This is a genomic window from Micromonospora sp. WMMD1120, assembly GCF_029626235.1.
In the GTDB taxonomy this organism is placed as follows: Bacteria; Actinomycetota; Actinomycetes; order Mycobacteriales; family Micromonosporaceae; genus Micromonospora.
In genome coordinates this window covers 230,588-250,433 of the sequence record NZ_JARUBO010000005.1, presented here as the reverse complement: position 1 = coordinate 250,433, position 19,846 = coordinate 230,588, and the positions used below count along the sequence as shown (strand labels likewise).

Annotated in this window: 19 protein-coding genes; 12 read left to right on the top strand and 7 right to left on the bottom strand. The window is 73.1% G+C overall.

Features of this window, described 5'->3' with window-relative positions:
• The first annotated feature begins 3 nt into the window (after nt 1–3).
• The 4 genes from O7634_RS01195 (at nt 4) to O7634_RS01180 (ending at nt 3,989) form a co-directional block, all read left to right on the top strand.
• On the top strand, nt 4–951 hold the full coding sequence (locus O7634_RS01195) for an ROK family glucokinase (protein ID WP_278148325.1): 948 nt from the start codon (nt 4–6) through the stop codon (nt 949–951).
• Between the two features lie 16 nt (nt 952–967).
• Complete coding sequence (locus O7634_RS01190; RefSeq protein WP_278153826.1) at nt 968–1,654, top strand: endonuclease/exonuclease/phosphatase family protein; 687 nt, start codon at nt 968–970, stop codon at nt 1,652–1,654.
• Nucleotides 1,655–1,767: 113 nt separating this feature from the next.
• Nucleotides 1,768–3,171: an NAD(P)-binding domain-containing protein gene (locus O7634_RS01185; protein WP_278148324.1), complete on the top strand. Its 1,404-nt coding sequence runs from the start codon at nt 1,768–1,770 to the stop codon at nt 3,169–3,171.
• Entirely contained in the window at nt 3,168–3,989 is an 822-nt protein-coding gene (locus tag O7634_RS01180) for an alpha/beta fold hydrolase (protein ID WP_278148323.1), read from the top strand. The genes O7634_RS01185 and O7634_RS01180 overlap by 4 nt, the downstream gene beginning before the upstream one ends.
• An 18-nt stretch (nt 3,990–4,007) precedes the next feature.
• Here O7634_RS01180 and O7634_RS01175 read toward each other — a convergent pair whose 3' ends face one another.
• Complete coding sequence (locus O7634_RS01175) at nt 4,008–5,504, bottom strand: trehalose-6-phosphate synthase (RefSeq protein WP_278148322.1); 1,497 nt, start codon at nt 5,502–5,504, stop codon at nt 4,008–4,010.
• A gap of 158 nt (nt 5,505–5,662) precedes the next feature.
• Nucleotides 5,663–6,511: a DUF308 domain-containing protein gene (locus O7634_RS01170; RefSeq protein ID WP_278148321.1), complete on the bottom strand. Its 849-nt coding sequence runs from the start codon at nt 6,509–6,511 to the stop codon at nt 5,663–5,665.
• Nucleotides 6,512–6,773: 262 nt separating this feature from the next.
• Here O7634_RS01170 and O7634_RS01165 point away from each other — a divergent pair, with 262 nt between their 5' ends.
• Nucleotides 6,774–7,466: a lysophospholipid acyltransferase family protein gene (locus O7634_RS01165; RefSeq protein ID WP_278153825.1), complete on the top strand. Its 693-nt coding sequence runs from the start codon at nt 6,774–6,776 to the stop codon at nt 7,464–7,466.
• A 28-nt stretch (nt 7,467–7,494) separates the two neighbouring features.
• Here O7634_RS01165 and O7634_RS01160 read toward each other — a convergent pair whose 3' ends face one another.
• A complete protein-coding gene (locus tag O7634_RS01160; protein ID WP_278153824.1) occupies nt 7,495–10,965 on the bottom strand; it encodes an adenylate/guanylate cyclase domain-containing protein in 3,471 nt (1,156 codons plus the stop codon).
• 137 nt (nt 10,966–11,102) lie between these two features.
• On the opposite strand from O7634_RS01160, the gene O7634_RS01155 reads away from it, so the two are divergent.
• A complete protein-coding gene (locus tag O7634_RS01155) occupies nt 11,103–11,360 on the top strand; it encodes a hypothetical protein (RefSeq protein ID WP_278148320.1) in 258 nt (85 codons plus the stop codon).
• Between the two features lie 60 nt (nt 11,361–11,420).
• Here the strand turns inward: O7634_RS01155 and O7634_RS01150 are convergent, their stop codons facing one another.
• The gene (locus tag O7634_RS01150; RefSeq protein WP_278148319.1) at nt 11,421–12,641 is read right to left on the bottom strand and encodes an MFS transporter; all 1,221 of its coding nucleotides are present in this window, start codon (nt 12,639–12,641) and stop codon (nt 11,421–11,423) included.
• Between the two features lie 201 nt (nt 12,642–12,842).
• On the opposite strand from O7634_RS01150, the gene O7634_RS01145 reads away from it, so the two are divergent.
• On the top strand, nt 12,843–12,989 hold the full coding sequence (locus O7634_RS01145) for a hypothetical protein (RefSeq protein ID WP_278148318.1): 147 nt from the start codon (nt 12,843–12,845) through the stop codon (nt 12,987–12,989).
• Between the two features lie 250 nt (nt 12,990–13,239).
• Here O7634_RS01145 and O7634_RS01140 read toward each other — a convergent pair whose 3' ends face one another.
• Nucleotides 13,240–13,932 carry a Crp/Fnr family transcriptional regulator gene (locus O7634_RS01140; RefSeq protein WP_030337710.1) on the bottom strand — a complete coding sequence of 231 codons (693 nt, stop codon included), beginning with the start codon at nt 13,930–13,932 and terminating at the stop codon, nt 13,240–13,242.
• Between the two features lie 250 nt (nt 13,933–14,182).
• Here O7634_RS01140 and O7634_RS01135 point away from each other — a divergent pair, with 250 nt between their 5' ends.
• From O7634_RS01135 to O7634_RS01115, 5 genes are all read left to right on the top strand, one after another.
• A complete protein-coding gene (locus O7634_RS01135) occupies nt 14,183–14,680 on the top strand; it encodes a polyadenylate-specific 3'-exoribonuclease AS (RefSeq protein WP_278153823.1) in 498 nt (165 codons plus the stop codon).
• A gap of 77 nt (nt 14,681–14,757) precedes the next feature.
• A complete protein-coding gene (locus O7634_RS01130) occupies nt 14,758–15,261 on the top strand; it encodes a pyridoxamine 5'-phosphate oxidase family protein (RefSeq protein ID WP_278148317.1) in 504 nt (167 codons plus the stop codon).
• 161 nt (nt 15,262–15,422) lie between these two features.
• Nucleotides 15,423–16,451, top strand: coding sequence for a 6-phosphofructokinase (locus O7634_RS01125; RefSeq protein ID WP_278153822.1), 1,029 nt, complete (start codon nt 15,423–15,425; stop codon nt 16,449–16,451).
• 72 nt (nt 16,452–16,523) lie between these two features.
• On the top strand, nt 16,524–17,342 hold the full coding sequence (gene proC / locus O7634_RS01120) for a pyrroline-5-carboxylate reductase (protein WP_278148316.1): 819 nt from the start codon (nt 16,524–16,526) through the stop codon (nt 17,340–17,342).
• A gap of 69 nt (nt 17,343–17,411) precedes the next feature.
• A complete protein-coding gene (locus O7634_RS01115) occupies nt 17,412–17,762 on the top strand; it encodes a DUF2203 domain-containing protein (RefSeq protein WP_278148315.1) in 351 nt (116 codons plus the stop codon).
• Between the two features lie 456 nt (nt 17,763–18,218).
• On the opposite strand, the gene O7634_RS01110 is transcribed toward O7634_RS01115, so the two are convergent.
• A complete protein-coding gene (locus tag O7634_RS01110) occupies nt 18,219–18,923 on the bottom strand; it encodes a class F sortase (RefSeq protein ID WP_278148314.1) in 705 nt (234 codons plus the stop codon).
• The gene (locus tag O7634_RS01105) at nt 18,920–19,780 is read right to left on the bottom strand and encodes a DUF4397 domain-containing protein (protein WP_278148313.1); all 861 of its coding nucleotides are present in this window, start codon (nt 19,778–19,780) and stop codon (nt 18,920–18,922) included. Before O7634_RS01105 ends, O7634_RS01110 begins: the two co-directional genes overlap by 4 nt.
• Between the last annotated feature and the right edge of the window lie 66 nt (nt 19,781–19,846).

The following is a 19,846-nucleotide window of genomic DNA, read 5'->3' as shown; positions in this document are numbered from 1 at the left end:
GCGGTGACGCTGACCATCGGAGTCGACGTCGGTGGCACCAAGGTGGCCGGCGGTGTCGTGGACGACACCGGCACGGTCCTGGCGCAGGCCCGACGGGACACTCCCGCCGATGACGTCGCCAAGACCCGTGACGTCATCATCGAGCTGGTCGCCGAGCTGGCCGCCGGGCGGACGATCGAGGCCGTCGGCATCGGCGCGGCCGGGTGGATCGACGCCGGCCGCTCGACGGTGCTCTTCGCCCCGAACCTCGCCTGGCGCGACGAGCCGCTGCGCGAGTACGTGAGCAAGGCCGTCGGCCTGCCCGTGATCGTGGAGAACGACGGGAACGTCGCCGCCTGGGCCGAGTTCCGCCACGGCGCGGCCCGCGCCGCCGACGACTCGATGATCATGTTCACCATCGGCACCGGCGTCGGTGGCGGCATCGTCCTCGGCGGCGACCTGATGCGCGGCGCGCACGGCATCGCCGCCGAGCTGGGGCACATGCTCGCCGTGCCCGACGGGCACCAGTGCGGTTGCGGCCGGCTCGGTTGCATCGAGCAGTACGCCAGCGGCAGCGCCCTGGTGCGCTTCGCCCGGGCCGGCGCCCGCCAGGAGCCGCACCGTGCCGCCGCGCTGCTGGACCTGGCCGGCGGTGAGGCCGAGGCGATCACCGGGCCGATGGTGACCGCCGCCGCGCAGGGCGGCGACCCGGTGTCCGCCGAGGCGTTCGCCCAGATCGGTCGCTGGCTGGGCACCAGCCTCGCCGACATGGCGCAGATCCTCGACCCGCAGGCGCTGGTGGTCGGCGGCGGCGTGATCGACGCCGGTGACCTGCTGCTCGGTCCGACCCGCCGGTCGTACGCCGACGCGCTCGCCCAGCGTGGTCGCCTGCCGGTCGCCGAGGTGCTCCCTGCCGAGCTGGGCAACAGGGCCGGTGTCATCGGCGCCGCCGACCTGGCCCGTCGGATCTGAGGCGGCCGGCGTGGGCGTGCCGCTGCGTGTGGTGTCGTACAACATCCACAGCCAGCGCGACGACACCGCCGCGTTGGCGGCGGTGGTCCGGGCCGCGCGACCGGACGTGGTGATCGTGCAGGAGGGGCCGCGCCGGTTCCGGTGGCGGCAGAAGTCCGCCACGCTGGCCGAGTCGTTCGGGCTGGTGGTGGCCGCGGGTGGGCTGCCCGCGCTGGGCAACCTGCTGCTGACCAGCCTGCGGGTCCAGGTCCGCGCCACCCGCTGCCAGCGCTTCCCGCTGACCCCCGGCCGGCACCTGCGCGGCGCGGCGTACGCCGACTGCCGGGTCGGCGACGCCCGGTTCACCCTCGCCGGCTCGCACCTGTCCACCGACCCGGCCGAACGTCCGGCGCAGGCCGCCGAGCTCAAGCGGGAGCTGGACGCGGCGACCAGCCCGGTGGTCGCCGGGGCGGACCTGAACGAGGGGCCGGACGGGCCGGCCTGGGCGACGGTGGCGCGCGGGCTGACCGACGCCGCCGTGGCGGCCGACCGGGCGGAGCGGCTCACCTACTCCTGCGCCGACCCGCGCCGGCGTATCGACGCGCTCTTCGTCGACCCGCGGATCACCGTCGTCGACTACGACGTGGTGGACACCCCGCAGACCCGCCGGGCCAGCGACCACTTCCCGGTCCTCGTCGACCTGCTCCTGCCCACCGCCGACTGACCCGATCCCGGCCCGGCGCCGACGTGTCCCGCGTCGGGGCTGGACATCCGGCTCCGTTGTGGAGAGGATTTCGCGGCGACCGGCACCCGTGCCGTACAAAAGGAGAGTTTCCGGTGTCCACCTCCACCGACCACGGCCGGCCCGACCCGGAGGCGGCCCCGCCCGCGTCGGGCGGCGGCCGCCCGGTCTCCGACCGGGGCGACACCGTCTGCGTCATCGGGGCCGGGGCCAGCGGCCTGACGGCCATCAAGAACCTGCGCGAGCACGGGTTCGGCGTGGACTGCTACGAACGGGAGACCGGCGTCGGCGGCGCCTGGAACTGGCGGCACGACCGCAGCCCCGTGTACGCCAGCACCCACCTCATCTCCTCGAAGCCGTTCACCCAGTTCCCGGACTTCCCGATGCCGGACTCCTGGCCGGACTACCCGCACCACAGCCAGTTGCTGTCCTACTTCGAGCGCTACGCCGACCACTTCGACCTGCGCTCGCACATCTGGTTCGGCACCGAGGTGATCCGGGTCGAGCCCGCCGAGGGCGAACGCTGGGACGTCACCACCCGCTCCACCGGCGGGTACGGCCCCGAGCGGACCTCCCGGTACGCCGCCGTGGTGATCGCCAACGGGCACAACTGGTCGCCGAAGCTGCCCCGCTACGAGGGCCTGGAGCAGTTCCGGGGCGAGATCATGCACGCCTCGTCCTACAAGGACCCGGCGCAGCTACGCGGCAAGCGGGTGCTGGTGGTCGGCGCCGGCAACACCGGCTGCGACATCGCCGTCGAGGCCGCCCAGCAGGCGTCCCGCTGCTGGCACTCCACCCGCCGCGGGTACTGGTACGCCCCGAAGTACGTGCTCGGCCGTCCCGCCGACCAGGTCAACGACACCCTGCTGGCGCTGCGGGTGCCGCTGCGCGTGCGGCAGTGGCTCTACCACTGGACGCTGCGGCTGACGGTCGGTGACCTGACCCGCTTCGGGCTGCCCAAACCCGACCACCGGGTGTACGAGACGCACCCCATCGCGAACAGTCAGCTCGTCTACTACGTGGGGCACGGCGCCATCGGCCCGGTGCCGGACCTCGCCCGGTTCCACCCGTACGCCGTGGAGCTGGCCGACGGGCGCGAGATCGATCCCGAGGTGGTCGTCTTCGCCACCGGCTACCTGCCGCGCTTCGAGTTCCTCGACGCGTCGGTCTTCGGCGACAGCGCGGGTGCGGGTCGACCCACGCTGTGGCTCAACGCGTTCACCCCCGGGCATCCGACGCTGGCGGTCGCCGGTCTGGTGCAGCCGGACTCCGGGCTGTTCACGCTGTCGCACTGGCAGATGGTGCTCTTCGCCCGCCTGCTGCGGGCCCGCCGGGACCGGCCGGAGCGTGCCGCGGCGTTCGCGCAGCGGGTCCGCGACCGGGCCGGCGAACGGTACTCCGGGCAGGTCAAGGAGAGCAGCCGGCACTGGTTCGAGGTCGGTCACGCCGACTACCTGCGCGCCGTCGAGCGCGCCCTCGTGGAGCTGGAGGGTAAATGAGCGCCGGGAGCGACCTGCGGATCATGCGGGGCCGGGAGTGGTCCCGTCCGGTCCGACCGGCCCGGCGGGAGGTGCTCAGCGCGGTTCCCGACGTGGAGCAGGGGCGTCCGCCGTTGCTCTTCGTACCCGGGTTCGGGCACGGCGCGTGGGCGTTCGCCGAGCACTGGCTGGGGCACACGGCGGCGCGGGGCTTTCCGGCGTACGCGGTGAGCCTGCGCGGGCACGGTGGCAGTGAGCCGGCGCCGGAGGCGACGCTGCGGGCGTACGCCCATGATGTGGTCCAGGTGGCGGCGAGCCTGCCGCGACAGGCGGTGCTGGTGGGGCACGGCGCCGGGGCCCTGGTGGTGTCGCACGCCCTGGCCCGCTACCCGGCGCGGGGCGCGGTGCTGGTGGCGCCGGTCTTCGGCGGTTGGGGGCTGCTGGGCGCGGCGCTGCGCCGCAATCCTTCCGGCACGCTGCCGGCGGTGTTCGGGGGCCCGCTGCGGCTCAACCGGGGGCAGTTGTTCAGCCCGGAGCTGCCGGAGGAGGACGCCCGCCGGTACGTCGGGCGGCTCGGGCGGGCGGGCCGGCGGGCGCAGTGGGCCCTGCTGGGCGCGCGGGAGGCCGAGCCGGCCGTGGGCGCGCCGCCGGTGCTGGTGCTGGGCAGCCCGGACGACCGGGTGGTGCCGGCGTCGACGTTGACCCGGGTGGCCCGCCGGTACGGCTCGGCGCCGCTGCTCTTCCCCGAGATGGGTCACGACCTGATGCTCGACGCGCGGTGGGCGGAGCCGATCGACGCGATCCTCGACTGGCTGGAGAAGGAGCCCGCGGCGCGCTGAACGGCCGGCCCGCGGCGGTCAGCCGCGGGCCTGGTGAACGGCGGGGCCGCTGGGCGCGGTGCTGGGCCGGGGCACCCGGACGGCGCCGTCCGGACCGCCGTCGGTGCTGGTCAGGCGACTGACCAGCACGCCACCCTCGTCGAGCGCCCGCAGGTAGGAGCGGGCCCAGGCCCGGATGTCGTGCTGGTGCAGGTACGCCCGCATGGCCCGCATCCGCTCGGTGGTGTCGGCCGGGCTGGCCCGCAACGCCGCGCGCAGGCCCTGCTTGAGCCCCTCCAGGTCGTGCGGGTTGACCAGGTACGCCTGGGACAGCTCGGCCGCGGTGCCGGCGAACTCGCTGAGCAGCAGCGCGCCGGTGTCATCGACCCGGGCGGCCACGTACTCCTTGGCGACCAGGTTCATCCCGTCGCGCAGCGGGGTCACCGCCATCACGTCGGCGACCCGGTAGAGCGCGGCCAGCTCGGCCCGGTCGAAGGGCTGGGTGAGGTAGTGGATCGCCGGCTCGCCGACCCGGCCGAACTCGCCGTTGATCCGGCCCACCTCGCGTTCGATCCGCTCCCGCAGGATCTGGTACTGGCCGACGCGCTCCCGGCTCGGCATGGCGACCTGCACCAGCACCGTGTCACGGACCTTGACGTCGCCGGCGGCGAGCAGCTCGCTGTACGCCTTGAGGCGCTGCTCGATGCCCTTGGTGTAGTCCATCCGGTCCACGCTGAGGATGACCTGTCGGGGGTCGCCCAGGTCCAGACGGAGCCGGCGGGCGCGGGCGGCCACGTCCGGGCGGGCGGCGAGCGCGGCCATCTCGGCGGTGTCGATGGAGACCGGGAACGCGCCGATGCGGACGACCCGGTCGTCGATGCCGATCCGCCGGTCGGTGGCGGGCAGATCCAGCACCCGGGTCACCAACTGGGCGAAGTTGTGCGCCGCCTGGACGCGTTGGAAGCCGACCAGGTCGGCGCCGAGCATGCCGCGCAGCAACTCGGCCCGGCGGGGCAGTTGCATGAAGAGTTCCGGTGGCGGGAACGGCACGTGCAGGAAGAAGCCGATGCGCAGGTCCGGCCGGAGCGCGCGGAGCTGACCGGGGACCAGTTGCAGGTGGTAATCCTGCACCCAGACCATCCCACCCGGCTCGGCCACCTCGGCCGTCGCCTCGGCGAAGCGCTGGTTGACCCGCTGGTACGCCTCCCACCACCGGCGGTGGTGCTGCGGCTGCTCCACCGCGTCGTGGTAGAGCGGCCAGAGGGTCGCGTTGGCGAACCCCTCGTAGTGGTCGCGCAGGTCTTCGGGGCTGAGCGGGACGGTGTGCATCCGGACGCCGTCCACGTCGGGTAGGGAGGGGGCCGCTCCGGTGCCGCCGGCCCAGCCGACCCAGGTCGCCGGGGTGTGCCGCAGGAGCGGGTGCAGCGCGCTGACCAGCCCACCGGGGCTGCGGCGCCACTCGCAGGCCCCGTCGGGCGCCTGACTGTCGTCGATGGGGAGGCGGTTGGCCACCACAACGAGGGAACTCTGTCGCATCTCGGGCATTCCGATCGGCAGAGGACTGACCGCCGCGATAAAGGAAAACCGGTCAGTCAGCGGGGGAAGTGACGTACAGCGGTATTCCTACTGACAGTAAGTTACACCACTGTTACGCCACCGGCAGGGCGCTGCCGTCCCGGGATGCGGGCCGGTGCTCAGACCACGGCGCCGTTGTCCGGGTCGTCCTCGTCCTCGTCGCCGGGGCGCAGCCGCCAGATCAACGTGACGAAGCCGGCCAGGATGCCGGTGAAGCCGAACAGGGTGACCGCGGAACGATCCACCGGGAGCAGCCAGGGGAAGAGGAAGAGCACGAACCCGACGACCACACCGAGCACGCCGATCACCGCGTACTTGCTGACCCGGGGCAGCGGCGGCGGCGGAGGCGGGTGGTAGGTCTCGTCGTCGTCCTCGTCGGGCAGGTCGGCGCCGAAGGTGTCCAGCCCGTCCAGGAGCGAGGGCTCGTCCGGCCGGGTGCCACGCCCGACGGAGATGCCGGAGATGTCTGTCGCGGACGGCAGCCGGCGCACGTCGGTGGCGGTCGGGCTCGGCTCGTCGCCCGCGGAACGGGCCATCGGACCGGCGGTCGGTTCGTCCCGGGTGTCGCGCTCGTCGACGTCCTCGGCCGCGGGCCACGGGTGCTCACCGGCGGAGGTGGTGTGGAATCCGGCGACGATCCGCGCCCACTCGGCGTCGATGTCCGGCTCGTCGCGGGCCGGCGACTGCTCCGGGGTGGACTCGTCGGCGAGCTGGGTCAGGTAGTCGCGGGCGGTGCTCAGGTGCGAGCGGTCGACGTAGAGCCGGTCGACCGGTCGGGCCGGCACTGTCGTGGTGCGGGTGACCGGGTTGAGGTCGGCGGAGGGTTGCAGGTAGGCGGCGATCCCACCGGCGGCCAGCACGTCGAGCAGGTGCTCACCGACGCGCGGATCGACGTCGCCGACGACGGCGTACTCGTTCGCGTCGAGCCCGTTGTCCCGCCGTCCCCGGCGGGCTCCACCCGCTGACACCCGGACATCCCCCTTAACGCGCCTTCCGGCGCGGCGCACCCTGCCCCGGCGTCTGGTCGGTACGCCGTGCTCTGAATCGTGACACGTCAGGGCATGGTTCCGGGAGTGCGTTGTGTCGCGTCTTCCAAAGTCACGGCCGCCGCCGCAGGTCGTGGCGGGCCTCCTTTGTCCGTTCTTGCGCGACACGTGCGATCTCGACGATCGTCGCATGGTTCGATGTCTCAGCCCCGCGCTGTCGTTGCCCCCCACGGAAGGGATGCCGGTGCTCTACTGGCTGCTGAAGTACGTCCTCCTCGGTCCGCTACTCAAGCTGATCTTCCGTCCGCAGGTGGAGGGCCTGCGCCACGTGCCGGCGACCGGTCCGGTGATCCTGGCCAGCAACCACCTATCCTTCTCCGACTCGATCTTCACGCCGCTGATCATCCCCCGGAAGGTCACCTTCGTGGCGAAGGCCGAGTACTTCACCGGCAAGGGCCTCAAGGGCTGGTTGACGAAGATGTTCTTCGTCGGCACCGGCACCATCCCGGTGGACCGCTCCGGCGGTCAGGCCGCCCGCGCCGCGCTGGACACCCAGTTGCGGGTGCTGCGCGCCGGGGGAGTGGCCGGCATCTACCCGGAGGGCACCCGCTCCCCGGACGGGCGGCTCTACCGGGGCAAGACCGGGGTGGCCCGGCTCGCCCTGGAGAGCGGCGCGGTGGTGGTGCCGGTGGCGATGCTCAACGCCGACGAGATCCAGCCGCCGGGCAAGATCATCCCCAGGATCGACCGGGTCCGGATCCGCTTCGGGGCGCCCCTGGACTTCTCCCGCTACGCCGGCCTGGCCGGCGACCGGTTCGTCGAGCGCGCGGTCACCGACGAGATCATGTACGAGTTGATGGAACTCTCCGGTCGGGAGTACGTCGACATCTACGCCCAGAAGCTCAAGCAGCCCGCCGCGACGCCGCTGGCCGCCTGACCACTGCCCGGGTCGACCCGGGCAGTGGTCAGGCCAGGTGGAGCAGGGTGGGGGCGTGGTGGCGGGTGGCGAACTCGTGCAGCCGGGCGCGGGCCACCGAGGCGGCCGGCGGGTCGGTCTCGCCCAACGGGCCGATCGCCAGCGCCGTCGTGATGATCTCGTCGGTCACGTCGGCCATCCGGGCGTAGCTCGCCGCCGCCGAGCCCAGCAGGTCCGTGGCGGTCGGCAGGTCCCCGGCGTGCCGCGCCAGCGTCGCGTCGGCGACCTGGCGGGCGGCGCGCGCCCACGGGGTCATCCGGGGCGCCCGGTCGAGCATCTCCCGGACCAGCCGGGCCGCGTCCGTGCCGAGCACCCCGGCGACGTGCCCGACGGCCGGCACCCACTCCGCGAACGGAATCATCCGGGTCCGCCGCCAGTCCTCGTCCAACTCGGTCAGCAGCGCCATCGCATCGTCCCGGCGGCCCTGCACCGCGCGGCAGAGGGCGGCGTGCGCCAGGGTGGAGCGCAGCACCCGGTGGAACCCGCTGCGGCGCGCCGCGACCAGCGCCCGCTCGACCAGATCCGGGCCCGCCTCGTCCGCGTCCGCCGACCCGTCCCGCTCGCCGGCCAGCCCGCGCATCCAGCCGGAGACCGCCACGATGTGCAGATCCCACTCCGCGGTGGGCCGCCGGGTCGACTCCGCCGCCATCGCCTGCGCGGCCGTCCAGTCACCGGCGTAGTACGCCCGGGCCCACTGGTCGGCGAAGCTGGTGGCGAGGCTGTGCTCGCCGCCCGGGTCGAGGGTGAGCTGTTCGTCGACCAACTGGGCCGAGCCGGCCAGGTCACCCTCCTCCTGCAACGCCCAGGCCAGGTTCTGCACCGCCCGCCGTCGGCTGGTCAGCCGCTCCACCCGGCAGTGCTCGGTGACCTCGGCCAGCTCCGCGTACGCCGAGGCCGACCCGGCCAGGTACCGCGCCACGGCGAGGGTGATCTGGGCGTTGGCCTGGACCTCCCGTAGCTGGAGCCGCTCGGCGAGGGACTCCGCAGCCCGGGCGGCGGCGCACGCCGGATCGGTCTCCGCGTTCAGCATGTGCACCCGGGCCAGCTCCAGCAGCGCCCCCGCCTTCTCCTGGCTGTCCGGCAGCTCGCTGTAGATGCCGATCGCCTGGTCCAGGCAGCGCAGGGTCGCCGATCGGTCGGCGCGACTCCACGCGGCGGTCGCGAGCAGCGTCCAGGCGCGCGCCGCGCCGGTCCGGTCGCCGCTCTCGGTGAGCCGGTCGGCCAACCGGCTGACGGTGTCCGTGCCGCCGGCCACCAGGAAGGCGTCACCGTCGCGGTAGAACGCCAGCTCGGCGTCGAACAACTCCAGCGCCGGGTCCGGTCCGACGTCCAGGGCCAGGGCCCGCCCCACCAGCGCCGCCGCGGTGTCCAGCGCGTGCAGCTCGTACGCCCGGCGGGCCGCACGGTGCAGCGCGGCCCGCGCCTCCGGGGCGTACGGAGCGGTGTCCAGACCGACGGTGCGGGCGATCTCGTGCGCCGCCCAGCGGTGGTTGGCCAGCACCTCCGCCAGGTCGTGCTGCCGACCGTCGGTGAGCTGCGCCATCCAGTCGGCGGTGCGTTGGTGGCGTACCACCCGCTCGGCCCGGGGCAACCGCTGGTAGCAGACGTCCCGCACCAGGATGTGCCGGAACCGGTACTCGGACTGGCCGGGCATCGTCGAGGTGCTCTGCTCGTATACCAGGTCGCGACGTTGCAGCCGGTCCAGCGCGCGCTCCACCCACTCCACCGGCCGGCCCAGCGCCGTGGCCACCGGGGCGGCCCAGAACTGCATGCCGACCACCGCGGCGGCCTGGAGCACCGCCCGGTCCGCCGGGTCGAGCAGGTCCAGCCGGTTGGCGATGACGGCCTGCACCGTGCGGGGCATCTCCGCGCCGCCACCCGGGTCGAGGTGGACGGCCGAGCCGACCGCGTCGAGCAGGCCGCCGTCGAGCAGCATCCGGGCGTACTCCTGTGCGTAGAGCGGGTTGCCGTCGGCGAACTCGATCAGCGGGGTACGCGCGCTGGTGGGCAGCGTCGACTGCCCGAGAAGCAGCGAGTAGAGGGTGTCGATGTCGGTGTCGTGCATGGGCGGCACCGAGATGGACATCGCGCCGCTGATCGTGCCGGTCCACGCCGGATGCCGTTCCCGCAGCTCCGGACGGGCGGTCGCGACGACCAGCAGCGGAACCTGTCGGGCCGACGCGCCCAACTGCTCGACGAAGGCGAGCATCGCCTGGTCGGCCCAGTGCATGTCCTCGAAGACCAGCACCGTGGGTCCGGCGCCGGCGACGCAGAGCAGGAAGCGCCGCCAGCCGGCCTCCGTCTCGCCCGGGGTGAGTCGTTCACCGGGTACGCCGATCAGCGGCCCGAGCGCCTCGGCCAGTCGGGTCGCGTGCGGGTCGGCGAGCTGCCCCAGCCGGGTCCGCAGCCGTTCCCGCAGCGTGGTCGGGTCGTCCGCCTCCGGCACACCCAGCCACGCCTTCACGATGTCCGACAACGCGGCCCAGGTGACGTTCTCGCCGAACGGCGGACACTGCCCGACGAGCCAGGTGATCGACGGACCGGGCAGGCTGTCGGCGTGCCGGGCCAGCTCGCGCAGCAGCCGGCTCTTGCCCACCCCGGCGGGCCCGAACACCGTCACCAGCTGGGAGGTCCGTTCGGTCACCATCCGGTGCAGCGCGTTGACCAGCAGGCCACGCTCGTGCTCCCGGTCCACCATCGGGGTCAGCTCGGCGCCGGCCGGGTCCCGGTGCGGTCGTACCTGGACGGCCAACCAGATCCGGCTCACGGCGGTCCGGCCACGCAGGGTCACCGGAGGCTGGTCGTCGTACTCCATCTCGTGGCGGGTGGCCGACCAGGTGCTCTCGTCGACGACGACACCGCCCGGCGGGGCGAAACTCTGCAACCGGGACGCCGTGTTGACCACGTCGCCGGTGACGAACGCCTGCCCGCCGTCGCGGGTGGCGGAGAGGTCGACCAGCGCCTCACCGGTCGCGATGCCGACCCGGAAACCGAGCGGCGGCTGCGGGCCGGCGGGCTGGCGGGCAAGACTCCGTTGCAGCTCCAGGCCGGCGCGGACGCACCGCAACGCGTCGTTGTCGGTGGCCACCGGCGCGCCGAACAGCGCCATCACCGCGTCGCCGATGTATTTCTCGACCACACCGCCGTACTGGTGCACGATCCGCCGCACCGTCGCGAAATAGCCCTGCTGGAGGCTGCGGGCCTGCTCCGGGTCGGCCTGCTCCGCGTAGCGGGTGAAGTCGACGATGTCGATGAAGAGCACGCTGACCTGGCGCCGGTCCTCCTGCACGACGACGACGTGGTCCCGCAACGGCTGCCCGCAGCCGGTGCAGAAGTTGGCCTCGGTGCTGTTGGCATGGCCGCAGTGCGCACAGGTGACCGCGAGCGGTTGGCCGCACCCGCCGCAGAAGCGGTCGTCCGGCCCGGCCGCCCGTGCGCAGTGTCCACACTTGAGGTCGATGGTCAGCTCCGTGGGCGAAAGAGGTCAGTATCTCGTCCCACCCTGCCAGTCGGGTACCCGACGTGCGGGCGGGCAACGGCGTCGATCGGACGGGGTTAGTGTTCCGTACCAGGAAGTTTCATGTCAGGGAGAGTGCCGTGCAGGTGCGATTGTCCGCCTCGTGGACCGATTCGGGAGGCAAGCTGTGGGCTGCGGGCGACACAGTCGACGTCGACGCGGTGACTCTCGCCGAACTGGAGGAGCAGGGCATGGTGGAAGAGCCTGAGGGTCAGTCGAGCGGGTCGGGGGAGACCACGACCACCTCGTCGAGCACGCCCACGCCCGTTAAGCCGGTCGATCCGAAGAAGATCGGCCCCGGTCCGGGCGCGCCGCCGGCCGACAGCACGGGGGACTGATCAGACGGGTGACGGCCGGCGGACCCACGGTCCGCCGGCCGCACTCTTCAGGGGTTTCCCTCACCCGTTGCTCGGCACCAGCCTCCCCAGGGCCGGCAGCCGTAGCCCCAGGGCCCGGGTGAGCAGCGGAGCGATCAGCCCCAGGGTGGCCAGGACGCCCAACCCCGAGACGACCAGCACCCAGCGTGGCCCCGCCAGCGCCAGCAGCGGCGCGCCGACGGCGTAGGCCAGCCCCTCCGCCGCGTACGGGAACATGTAGACGGTGCCGAAGACCACGCCGAGCCGGTCGGCCGGCACGTTCTGCTGGATGAGGGTGTCCGCGGCGACGTTGTGCCAGCCCGCGCCGACACCGGCCACCGCCTGACCGGCGAGGGCGAACGCGATCACCGGGCTGAGGCCGGTGGCCAGCGTGCCGATGCCGAGGGCGAGCAGCGCGCCGTAGAGGACCAGGTCCATCCGAACGGGTACGCCGGTCCTGGCGAGGCACAGCGGCCCGAGCACCATCCCGACGCCGTAGGCGGTTCCCAGCAGGCCGATCAGCACCTCGCTGGCGCCCAGCTCGGCGCGTCCGAGGGGGACGATCGCGAGATTGTCCAGCGCGGCGAACGCCACCATCACCAGGAACCCGACCGAGACCGCGCGGACCACGCGGTGTCCCCGGACCACCCGTAGCCCTTCGCGCAGCACTGTGGGCAGGGTCTCCTGACGGCGGGTGGCCCCGGTCGTCGAGAGCGTACGGACACCGCCGATCAGCAGCGCGGAGAGCACGAAGGTCGCCACGTCCACGAGCAGCGTGGCGGTCAGGCCGATGGTGGCCAGCAGCAGGCCGCCGAGCGCCGGACCGGCCGCAAGTCCAACGTTGACACCGGTCGCGAGCTGCGCGTTCGCCGCCGGTAGGTGCTCGCGCTCGACCAGGCGGGGCAGCAGGCTGCGTCCGGCGGGCGTGAACGCGGTGGCGGCGGTGGTGGCCGCGGTGATCAGCGCCAGCAGCACGGGCAGAGGTGGCGCGAGCAGCGCCACGGCGAGGTACGTCAGCGCCTGCGCGGTGTCGCAACCGATCATCAGCCGGCGCTGGTCGAACCTGTCGGCCAGGGCGCCGAGCAGCGGACCGAGCAGCCGGGGGAGCGTCGACGCGAGAAGCAGCAGGGCGACGGCGCCGCCGCCGTGCCGGTCGTAGACCGCGATCAGCAGGGCCGTGCGGGCCAACTGGTCACCGGTGTACGACACCAGGCGCGCGGACCAGTACCGACCAAAGGCGACATTGCCGCGGAGTAGTGACATGACCGGTGGCTCCTCACTGCTGCTGGTTTGTCGGCCGGGGGCCCTCGAACAGGTGGGGCGCGGCAACCTTGTCAACGGGGAGGGGGAGCCGACAACCGCTCTTCAGCCAGTGATTAGTGTCGATTTGTCCTATTTTGTTCCACGGCTCCACGTCATAACGTTCTCGGCAGACAGGCACTTCGCTTCGACCGAGGAGACGACATGGCGACGACCACGACCACCACGACGGCGACCGGCTGGGCCGGACCGGGCTTCTGGGCCGGGCCGGGTTTCTGGGCGGGCCCCGGTTACCAGGCGTCCGCGACCCGCTGGCCGGGTGCGACCCGCTGGCTGGGCCCGACCCGCTGAACCCGACGCGTCGATTCGCGACAGACGGTGACGCCGGCTGCCAGTGGCAGCCGGCGCAGCCGTGCGTGCGGGTCGCCGCAGCGGGTGGTTGACGGGTGCCGCGGGAAGGGGCGGTGGGCGTCCGCGCCCGGAGGCCGCGGTCGCCGACGATGCCGTCGGTGCGGACGGTCAGCGGTCGTACATGCCGACGATGCCGTCGGGGCGGACGGTCAGCGGTCGTACAAGCCGACGATGCCGTCGGGGCGGACGGTCAGCGGTCGTTCATGCCGGCGCGGCGGCGCAGCGCGGCCACGTCGGTCACCACGATGCGGCGCCCCTCGGTGCGCAGCCAACCGCGGCTCGCGAACGAGCCGATGGCCTGGTTGACGCTCTGCCGCGACCCGCCGGCCATCTCGGCCAGCTGGCTCTGGTTGAGCTCGATCGTGATCATCGGCGCCTGGCTCTCGCCGGCCAGTCGGACCAGCGTCTTGGCGACCCGGCCGGGCAGGTCGAGGAAGACGTGGTCGGCGTTCTGCTCGGTGAGCCGGCGGATCAGCCCGCCGAGCGAGCGCATCACCGCGTCCAGGATGCGGGGGTTGGAGTGCACCAGCTCCATGAACGCGCCCCGGGAGAGCGCGAGGGCCGCGCAGTCCTCGATGGCCTCCGCCGACGCGGACCGGGTCGACGCGTCCAGCAGCGAGACCTCGCCGAGCACGTCCGGTGGACGGATAACCGACAGCACGGCCCGTTCGCCGGTGGGCGCGGTGCGGAAGACGGCCACCGCGCCACGTCGCAGCACGATCAGTGACTCGCCGGGGTCGTTCTCTACGAAGAGCAGTTGGCCCTTGCGATAGGTACGCGGAACGGCGGCGGCGATGACCCGCTGCCGGACCTCGGGCTCCAGCCCAGCGAACATCTCGACACCCGTGAGCGCGTCACCCGGCTCTGGCAGGCGAACCTCCACGGCCCAACCCCTCCCCCGGTCATGGACCACAACTCGCTCACCGGGCGAACCTGATGGGCCCCGACAGGATGAACTGACACCGATTCGGCGTCCGGTAGCGGTACACATCAGATCATGACGGTCCGGTCGCTTGCTGTACACCCCTCGAAGCACTTCCGTGACCGTCACGAACGGTGCCGTCCCGTTTCCCCGGGTGCCGGTCCGGCCCCCGCCGGACGCTCCCCGGCCGCGGTGGGCGAGGATGGCCGGAATGGTCTACCGCTACTTCTACGACTGCGAGTTCATCGAGGACGGCACCGTCGTCGACCTCGTCTCGATCGGTGTCGTCGACGAGTACGGCCGCGAGTTTTACGCGGTCTCCACCGAGTTCGACGACTCCCGCGCCGTGCCGTGGGTCCGCCGCAACGTGCTGGACAAGCTGCCGTCGCCGGCGGACCGGGCCTGGCGCTCCCGGGCGCGCATCCGTGACGACCTGTACGACTTCCTGGTCGAGCCGATCCGGGACCGGCCGGGGGAGCAGTTGGAGCTGTGGGCCTGGTACGCCGCGTACGACCACGTGGTGCTCGCGCAGCTCTGGGGCGCCATGCCGGCGCTGCCGCGGGAGATCCCCCGATACACCAAAGAGCTGCGGCAGCTCTGGGACGACAGGGGTCGGCCGACCCTGCCGGACGCGGACGCGGCCCGGCACGACGCCCTCGTCGACGCCCGGCACAATCTGGCCCGGTGGCGGGCGATGACGGCCCGCTGAGGGTGGTCGGACAGTCGGAGGTTTGACCGGTTCTGTCCCGGGCAACGGTTCGTCAGCCGAGCCGAGGGAGTGTCGCCATGAACAACGAGCCGTCCACCGCCGCCGAGGCGCGCGCCCGGGTCACCGAGTTGGCCCGGGCCGCGCGGATCTGCATGCTCACCACGACCGCCGTGGACGGGCGGCAGGTGAGCCGGCCGATGGGGCTCCAGGAGGCCGAGTTCGACGGGGACCTGTGGTTCTTCGCCCACGCCGACTCCGCCAAGATCCGCCAGATCCGGGTGAACCCGGAGGTCAACGTCGCCTTCTCCGACCAGAAGCACCACGCGTGGGTGTCGATCTCCGGCACCGCCACCGAGGGGTTCGACAGGGCCCGGGCCGAGCAGCTGTGGAACCCCATGCTCAAGGCGTGGTTCCCCGACGGGGTGGACACCCCCGGGCTCACCCTGATCAAGGTGCACAGCAGCTCCGCCGAGTACTGGGACTCGCCGAACAGCACCGTCGTCAACCTGTTCGGCTACGCGAAGGCCGCGCTCACCGGCCAGCCGCCGAAGCCCGGCGAGAACCACGAGGTCTCCTACTGACCGGAATCGGCGACCGGGGCGCGCTGTCGCCGTACTGGCGGGGCGACTACAGTGCGCAGTGACGGCCCGCCCCGGGCCGGCAACGGCGCCGATGGTCTGACCTGACACATACCCTGGGGCAAATCGGGCTTTACCTGATGCTCCAGGAGGATGAGCGGATCATGCGTATCGGCGTGCTCACCGGCGGCGGCGACTGCCCGGGTCTCAACGCGGTCATCCGGGCGGTGGTCCGCAAGGGCGTCGCCACCTACGGTCACGAGTTCGTGGGCTTCCGGGATGGTTGGAAGGGCCCGCTCGAGGGTCTGACCCGGCCGCTCGGCATCGCCGACGTGCGCGGCATCCTGCCTCGCGGCGGCACCATCCTCGGCTCGTCCCGGACCAACCCGTTCAAGATCGAAAACGGCGTCGAGCGGATCAAGAACAACCTCGCCGAGCAGGGCGTGGACGCGCTGATCGCGATCGGCGGCGAGGACACCCTCGGTGTCGCGACCAAGCTCTACGAGCTGGGCGTGCAGGTGGTCGGCGTGCCGAAGACGATCGACAACGACCTCGGCGCCACCGACTACACCTTCGGCTTCGACACCGCTGTGAACATCGCGATGGAGGCCATCGACCGCCTGCACACCACCGCGGAGAGCCACCACCGCACCCTGGTCGTCGAGGTCATGGGCCGGCACGCCGGCTGGATCGCCCTGCACGCCGGCCTGGCCGGCGGCGCCAACGTGATCCTGCTGCCGGAGCGGCAGTTCGACGTCGAGCAGGTCGCCGGTTACGTCGAGAAGCGCTTCCAGCACCAGTACGCCCCGATCGTCGTCGTCGCCGAGGGCGCCCAGCCGCTCGACGGCCAGATGGTGCTGCACAACCAGGAGCTGGACGCGTTCGGCCACGTCCGCCTGGGTGGCATCGGTCAGTGGCTCGCCGAGCAGCTGGAGGCCAAGACCGGCAAGGAGGCCCGCACCGTGGTGCTCGGCCACATCCAGCGCGGTGGCACCCCGACGGCCTTCGACCGGGTCCTCGCCACCCGGCTGGGCCTGCAGGCGATCGACGCGGTCAACGACGGTGACTGGGGCAAGATGGTCGCGATGCAGAGCACCGACATCGTCCGGGTGCCCCTCGCCGACGCCACCCGCGAGCTGAAGACCGTGCCGCTGGAGCGGTACGCCGAGGCCGAGGTCTTCTTCGGCAGCTGATCGACCGGTCGGCGGCACGGTGGGCTCGCGGGCGCACCGTGCCGCCACCCGACCCGAGGGGGTACGGCCGCCATGTCCACCGACGTGCACACCGTCGCGGTGATCGGCGCGGGCAAGATCGGGGAGCTGATGCTCTCCGGGCTGCTGCGCTCGGGATGGCCGGTGGACCGGCTGCTCGCCACCGCCCGTCGACCCGCCCGCGCCGAGGAGTTGACGGCCCGCTACGGCGTCCGGGTGGTCGACAACCTGACCGCCGTCGACGAGGCGGCGGTGCTCGCGATCTCGGTCAAGCCGCAGGACGCCGGGGCGCTGCTCGACGAGATCGGGCCCAAGGTGCCGGCCGACAAGCTCGTCATCTCGCTCTGCGCCGGCCTGCCCACCACCTTCTTCAGCCGCCGGCTGCCGGAGGGCACCCCGGTGGTCCGGGTGATGACCAACACCCCGGCGCTCGTCGACGAGGCGATGAGCGCGATCTCGGCCGGGGCGTACGCCACCGGGGCGCACCTCGCGCTGGCCGAGGAGATGTTCACGCCGCTCGGCCGGACCATCCGGGTCCCCGAGTCCCAGCAGGACGCGGTCACCGCGCTCTCCGGCTCCGGTCCCGCCTACTTCTACCTGCTGGTCGAGGCCATGATCGACGCGGGGATCCTGCTCGGGCTGCCGCGCCAGGTGGCGCACGAGTTGATCGTGCAGACGGCGATCGGTTCGGCGGTCATGTTGCGCGACTCCGGCGAGCACCCGGTCAAGCTGCGCGAGGCGGTCACCTCCCCGGCCGGCACCACCATCTCCGCGATCCGGGAGCTGGAGAGGCACGGTGTACGTGCCGCGCTGCTGGCCGCGCTGGAGGCCGCCCGCGACCGCGCCCGCGAGCTGGCCGCCCAGGCCGACTGACCCGCCAGGCCGGGCACGCGCCGGGTGCGCGGGCACACCGCCGGGCGGAGCGTGGCGCATACTGGCCCGGTGTTCACACTCGCCCAGGCCCGGCACCTGGTGGCCACCCTGCGACCGCGCGTCGACGAGCTGATCCGGGTTCGGGCCGACCTTGCCGAGTTGCGCGCCGACCTGGCCGACCACGGGGTGAGCGCGCTCGGCGGGCTGGCCGAGGTCAAGGGTCTGGAGGCCCGCCTGCACGCCGTCGTCGACGAGCTGCACCAGCACGACATCCAGATCAAGGGCATCGCGCCGGTGCTGCTCGACTTCCCGGGCGAGCGGGCCGGCCGCGCCGTGCTGTGGTGCTGGTTGGAGGGCGACTCCGACGTGCGCTGGTACCACCGCGCCGAGTGTGGCTTCGCCGGCCGACGCCCTCTCTGACGGCGACGCCCTCTCTGACGGTGCCCGCCCTCTCTGACGGTGCCCGCCCTCTCTGACGGTGCCCGCCGTGACGCGGTCCCGTCCGCCGGCCGGCGCGCGCTCCCCGACGGCGACGCCGGAGAAACCGTTGATCCACTCGACTTCCCGCAAAACCGCGCCTTCGAAGGTGGCCGGAGGCCGCGCTATCCCGGTATGCCGAGTGGATCATGCGGCTGGTGGCCCCGAAATGCCGGTATGTCGAGTGGATCATATGGCTGGTGGCCCCGACATCCCGGGACGGCGAGTGGATCACGTGGCTGGTGGCCCCGACATGCCGGGACGGCGAGTGGATCACGTGGCTGGTGGCCCCGACATGCCGGGACGGCGAGTGGATCACGTGGCTGGTGGCCCCGACATCCCGGGACGGCGAGTGGATCACGTGGCTGGTGGCCCCGACACCCTGGGACGCCGAGTGGATCACGAGTCGCGGACCGCGAACACCACCACGTTGTCCCGGTAGTGCCCGCGCCGCCTGTCGAAGTCGCCCCCGCAGGTGACCAGGCGCAGCTCCGCGCCCGGCGTCGGCCCGTACACCAGCGCCGTCGGGAAGCTGTCCTTGCGGGTCCGCAGCGACCCGGTGACCCGGAACGACAACAGCTGTCCGCCGCGCCACACCTCCACCCGGTCGCCGGGCCGCAGCTCGCCGAGCCGGGCGAAGACCGCCGGGCCGCGTCGTGAGTCCAGGTGACCGGCGAGCACCGCCGGGCCGGTGTCGCCAGGTGCCGGGCCACCGCCGTACCAGCCGGCGGTGGCGAAGTCGCGCGGCGGGACCAGCGCTCCGGCGCGGTCCAGGCCCAACACCGTGAGGGCCGTGTCGACGTCGATGCGCGGCACGCGTACCCGTGTGGGTGGCTCCGACGCGGCGGGCGTGGCGGCCCCGGACGGGCAGGTGTCGCCGCAGCCGGGGTGCCAGCTCGCCGTCGGCGGGGGCGGAGCGGTGGTGGCCAGTCCGAGGCCGGCGCCGGGGTGCCAGCTCGCCGTCGGCGGGGGCGGACCGGTGGTGGCCAGCCCGACCCCGGTGCCGGCGGCCAGGCAGACCGCCGTGCCGGCCGCGACCAGCGCGGCCAGCGGCACCCGGCGGTCGCGGTGCCGCCGGATGGACAGCTCCGGCCCGGCGCTCACCAGGTCGTGCGCCGCCGTCGGCGCCAGAGCAGCACCGCCAGCACGGCGGCCGCCGTGGCCAGCCCGCCGGCGATCATCGGGTACGCGTCGAGCCCGCCTCCGGCGGTGCCACCGGCGCCGGTGTCCACCCCGCCGGCCGGGACGACGGTGCCGCCCTGGGCGTCGCGGCGCAGCTCGGCGGTGAGCCCGCCCCGCTTGGCGTCGAGCACCAGCAGCGAGTAGACCGCGCCACCGGTGAGCCGCACCTCGGCGTCGGTGCTCGGACCGCCGGCCCCGGTCAGCCGCAGCCGCCAGTTGCCCGGCTCGACCTGCTGGTACTCGGTGGTGGTGGCGAACTGCACCCCGTCGGCGATCATCGGGCCGTCGGCGGCCGCGACGTCCAGCACCGGGGTCCGCACCGACGCCTGCACGACCCGCACCTTGGCGCGGCCGTCGGTGGGCGCGCTCAGATCGTCGTTGAGCACCCGCAGCCCCAGGTCGGCGTACCGGCCGACGCCGGCCACCGTGTAGGCGCCCCCGCTGGTCACCGCGACCTCGGTGGTGAGCACCGGCGGATCGCTGGCCGGTGCGCCGGCCTCGCGCATGGCCACCGCGTACCGGCCCGGCGCGAGTTCGAGGTAGTCGGAGACCACGCCGTACCCGACCCCTGGGAAGACCTGCGGCTTCGCGTTGCCCGGCGCGGCCAGGTAGACGTCGACCGCCGGGGTGTCGGGGGAGAGGTGGGCGAGCCGGACGTAGCCGACGGTGTCCGCGGCGCCGGCCGGCGCGGGCGTGCCGGCGGCCCCGAGGGCGGCGCCGAGCAGGAGCGTGCCGACGCCGGCCAGCAGCCGGCGGGTCAGGGTACGGAACGTGTGCATGTCGCCTCCGGGGCACGTTCGGTGAGCGGGCGGCATCCCAGAGAAAAAGGGTCCCGTGTACGGGAC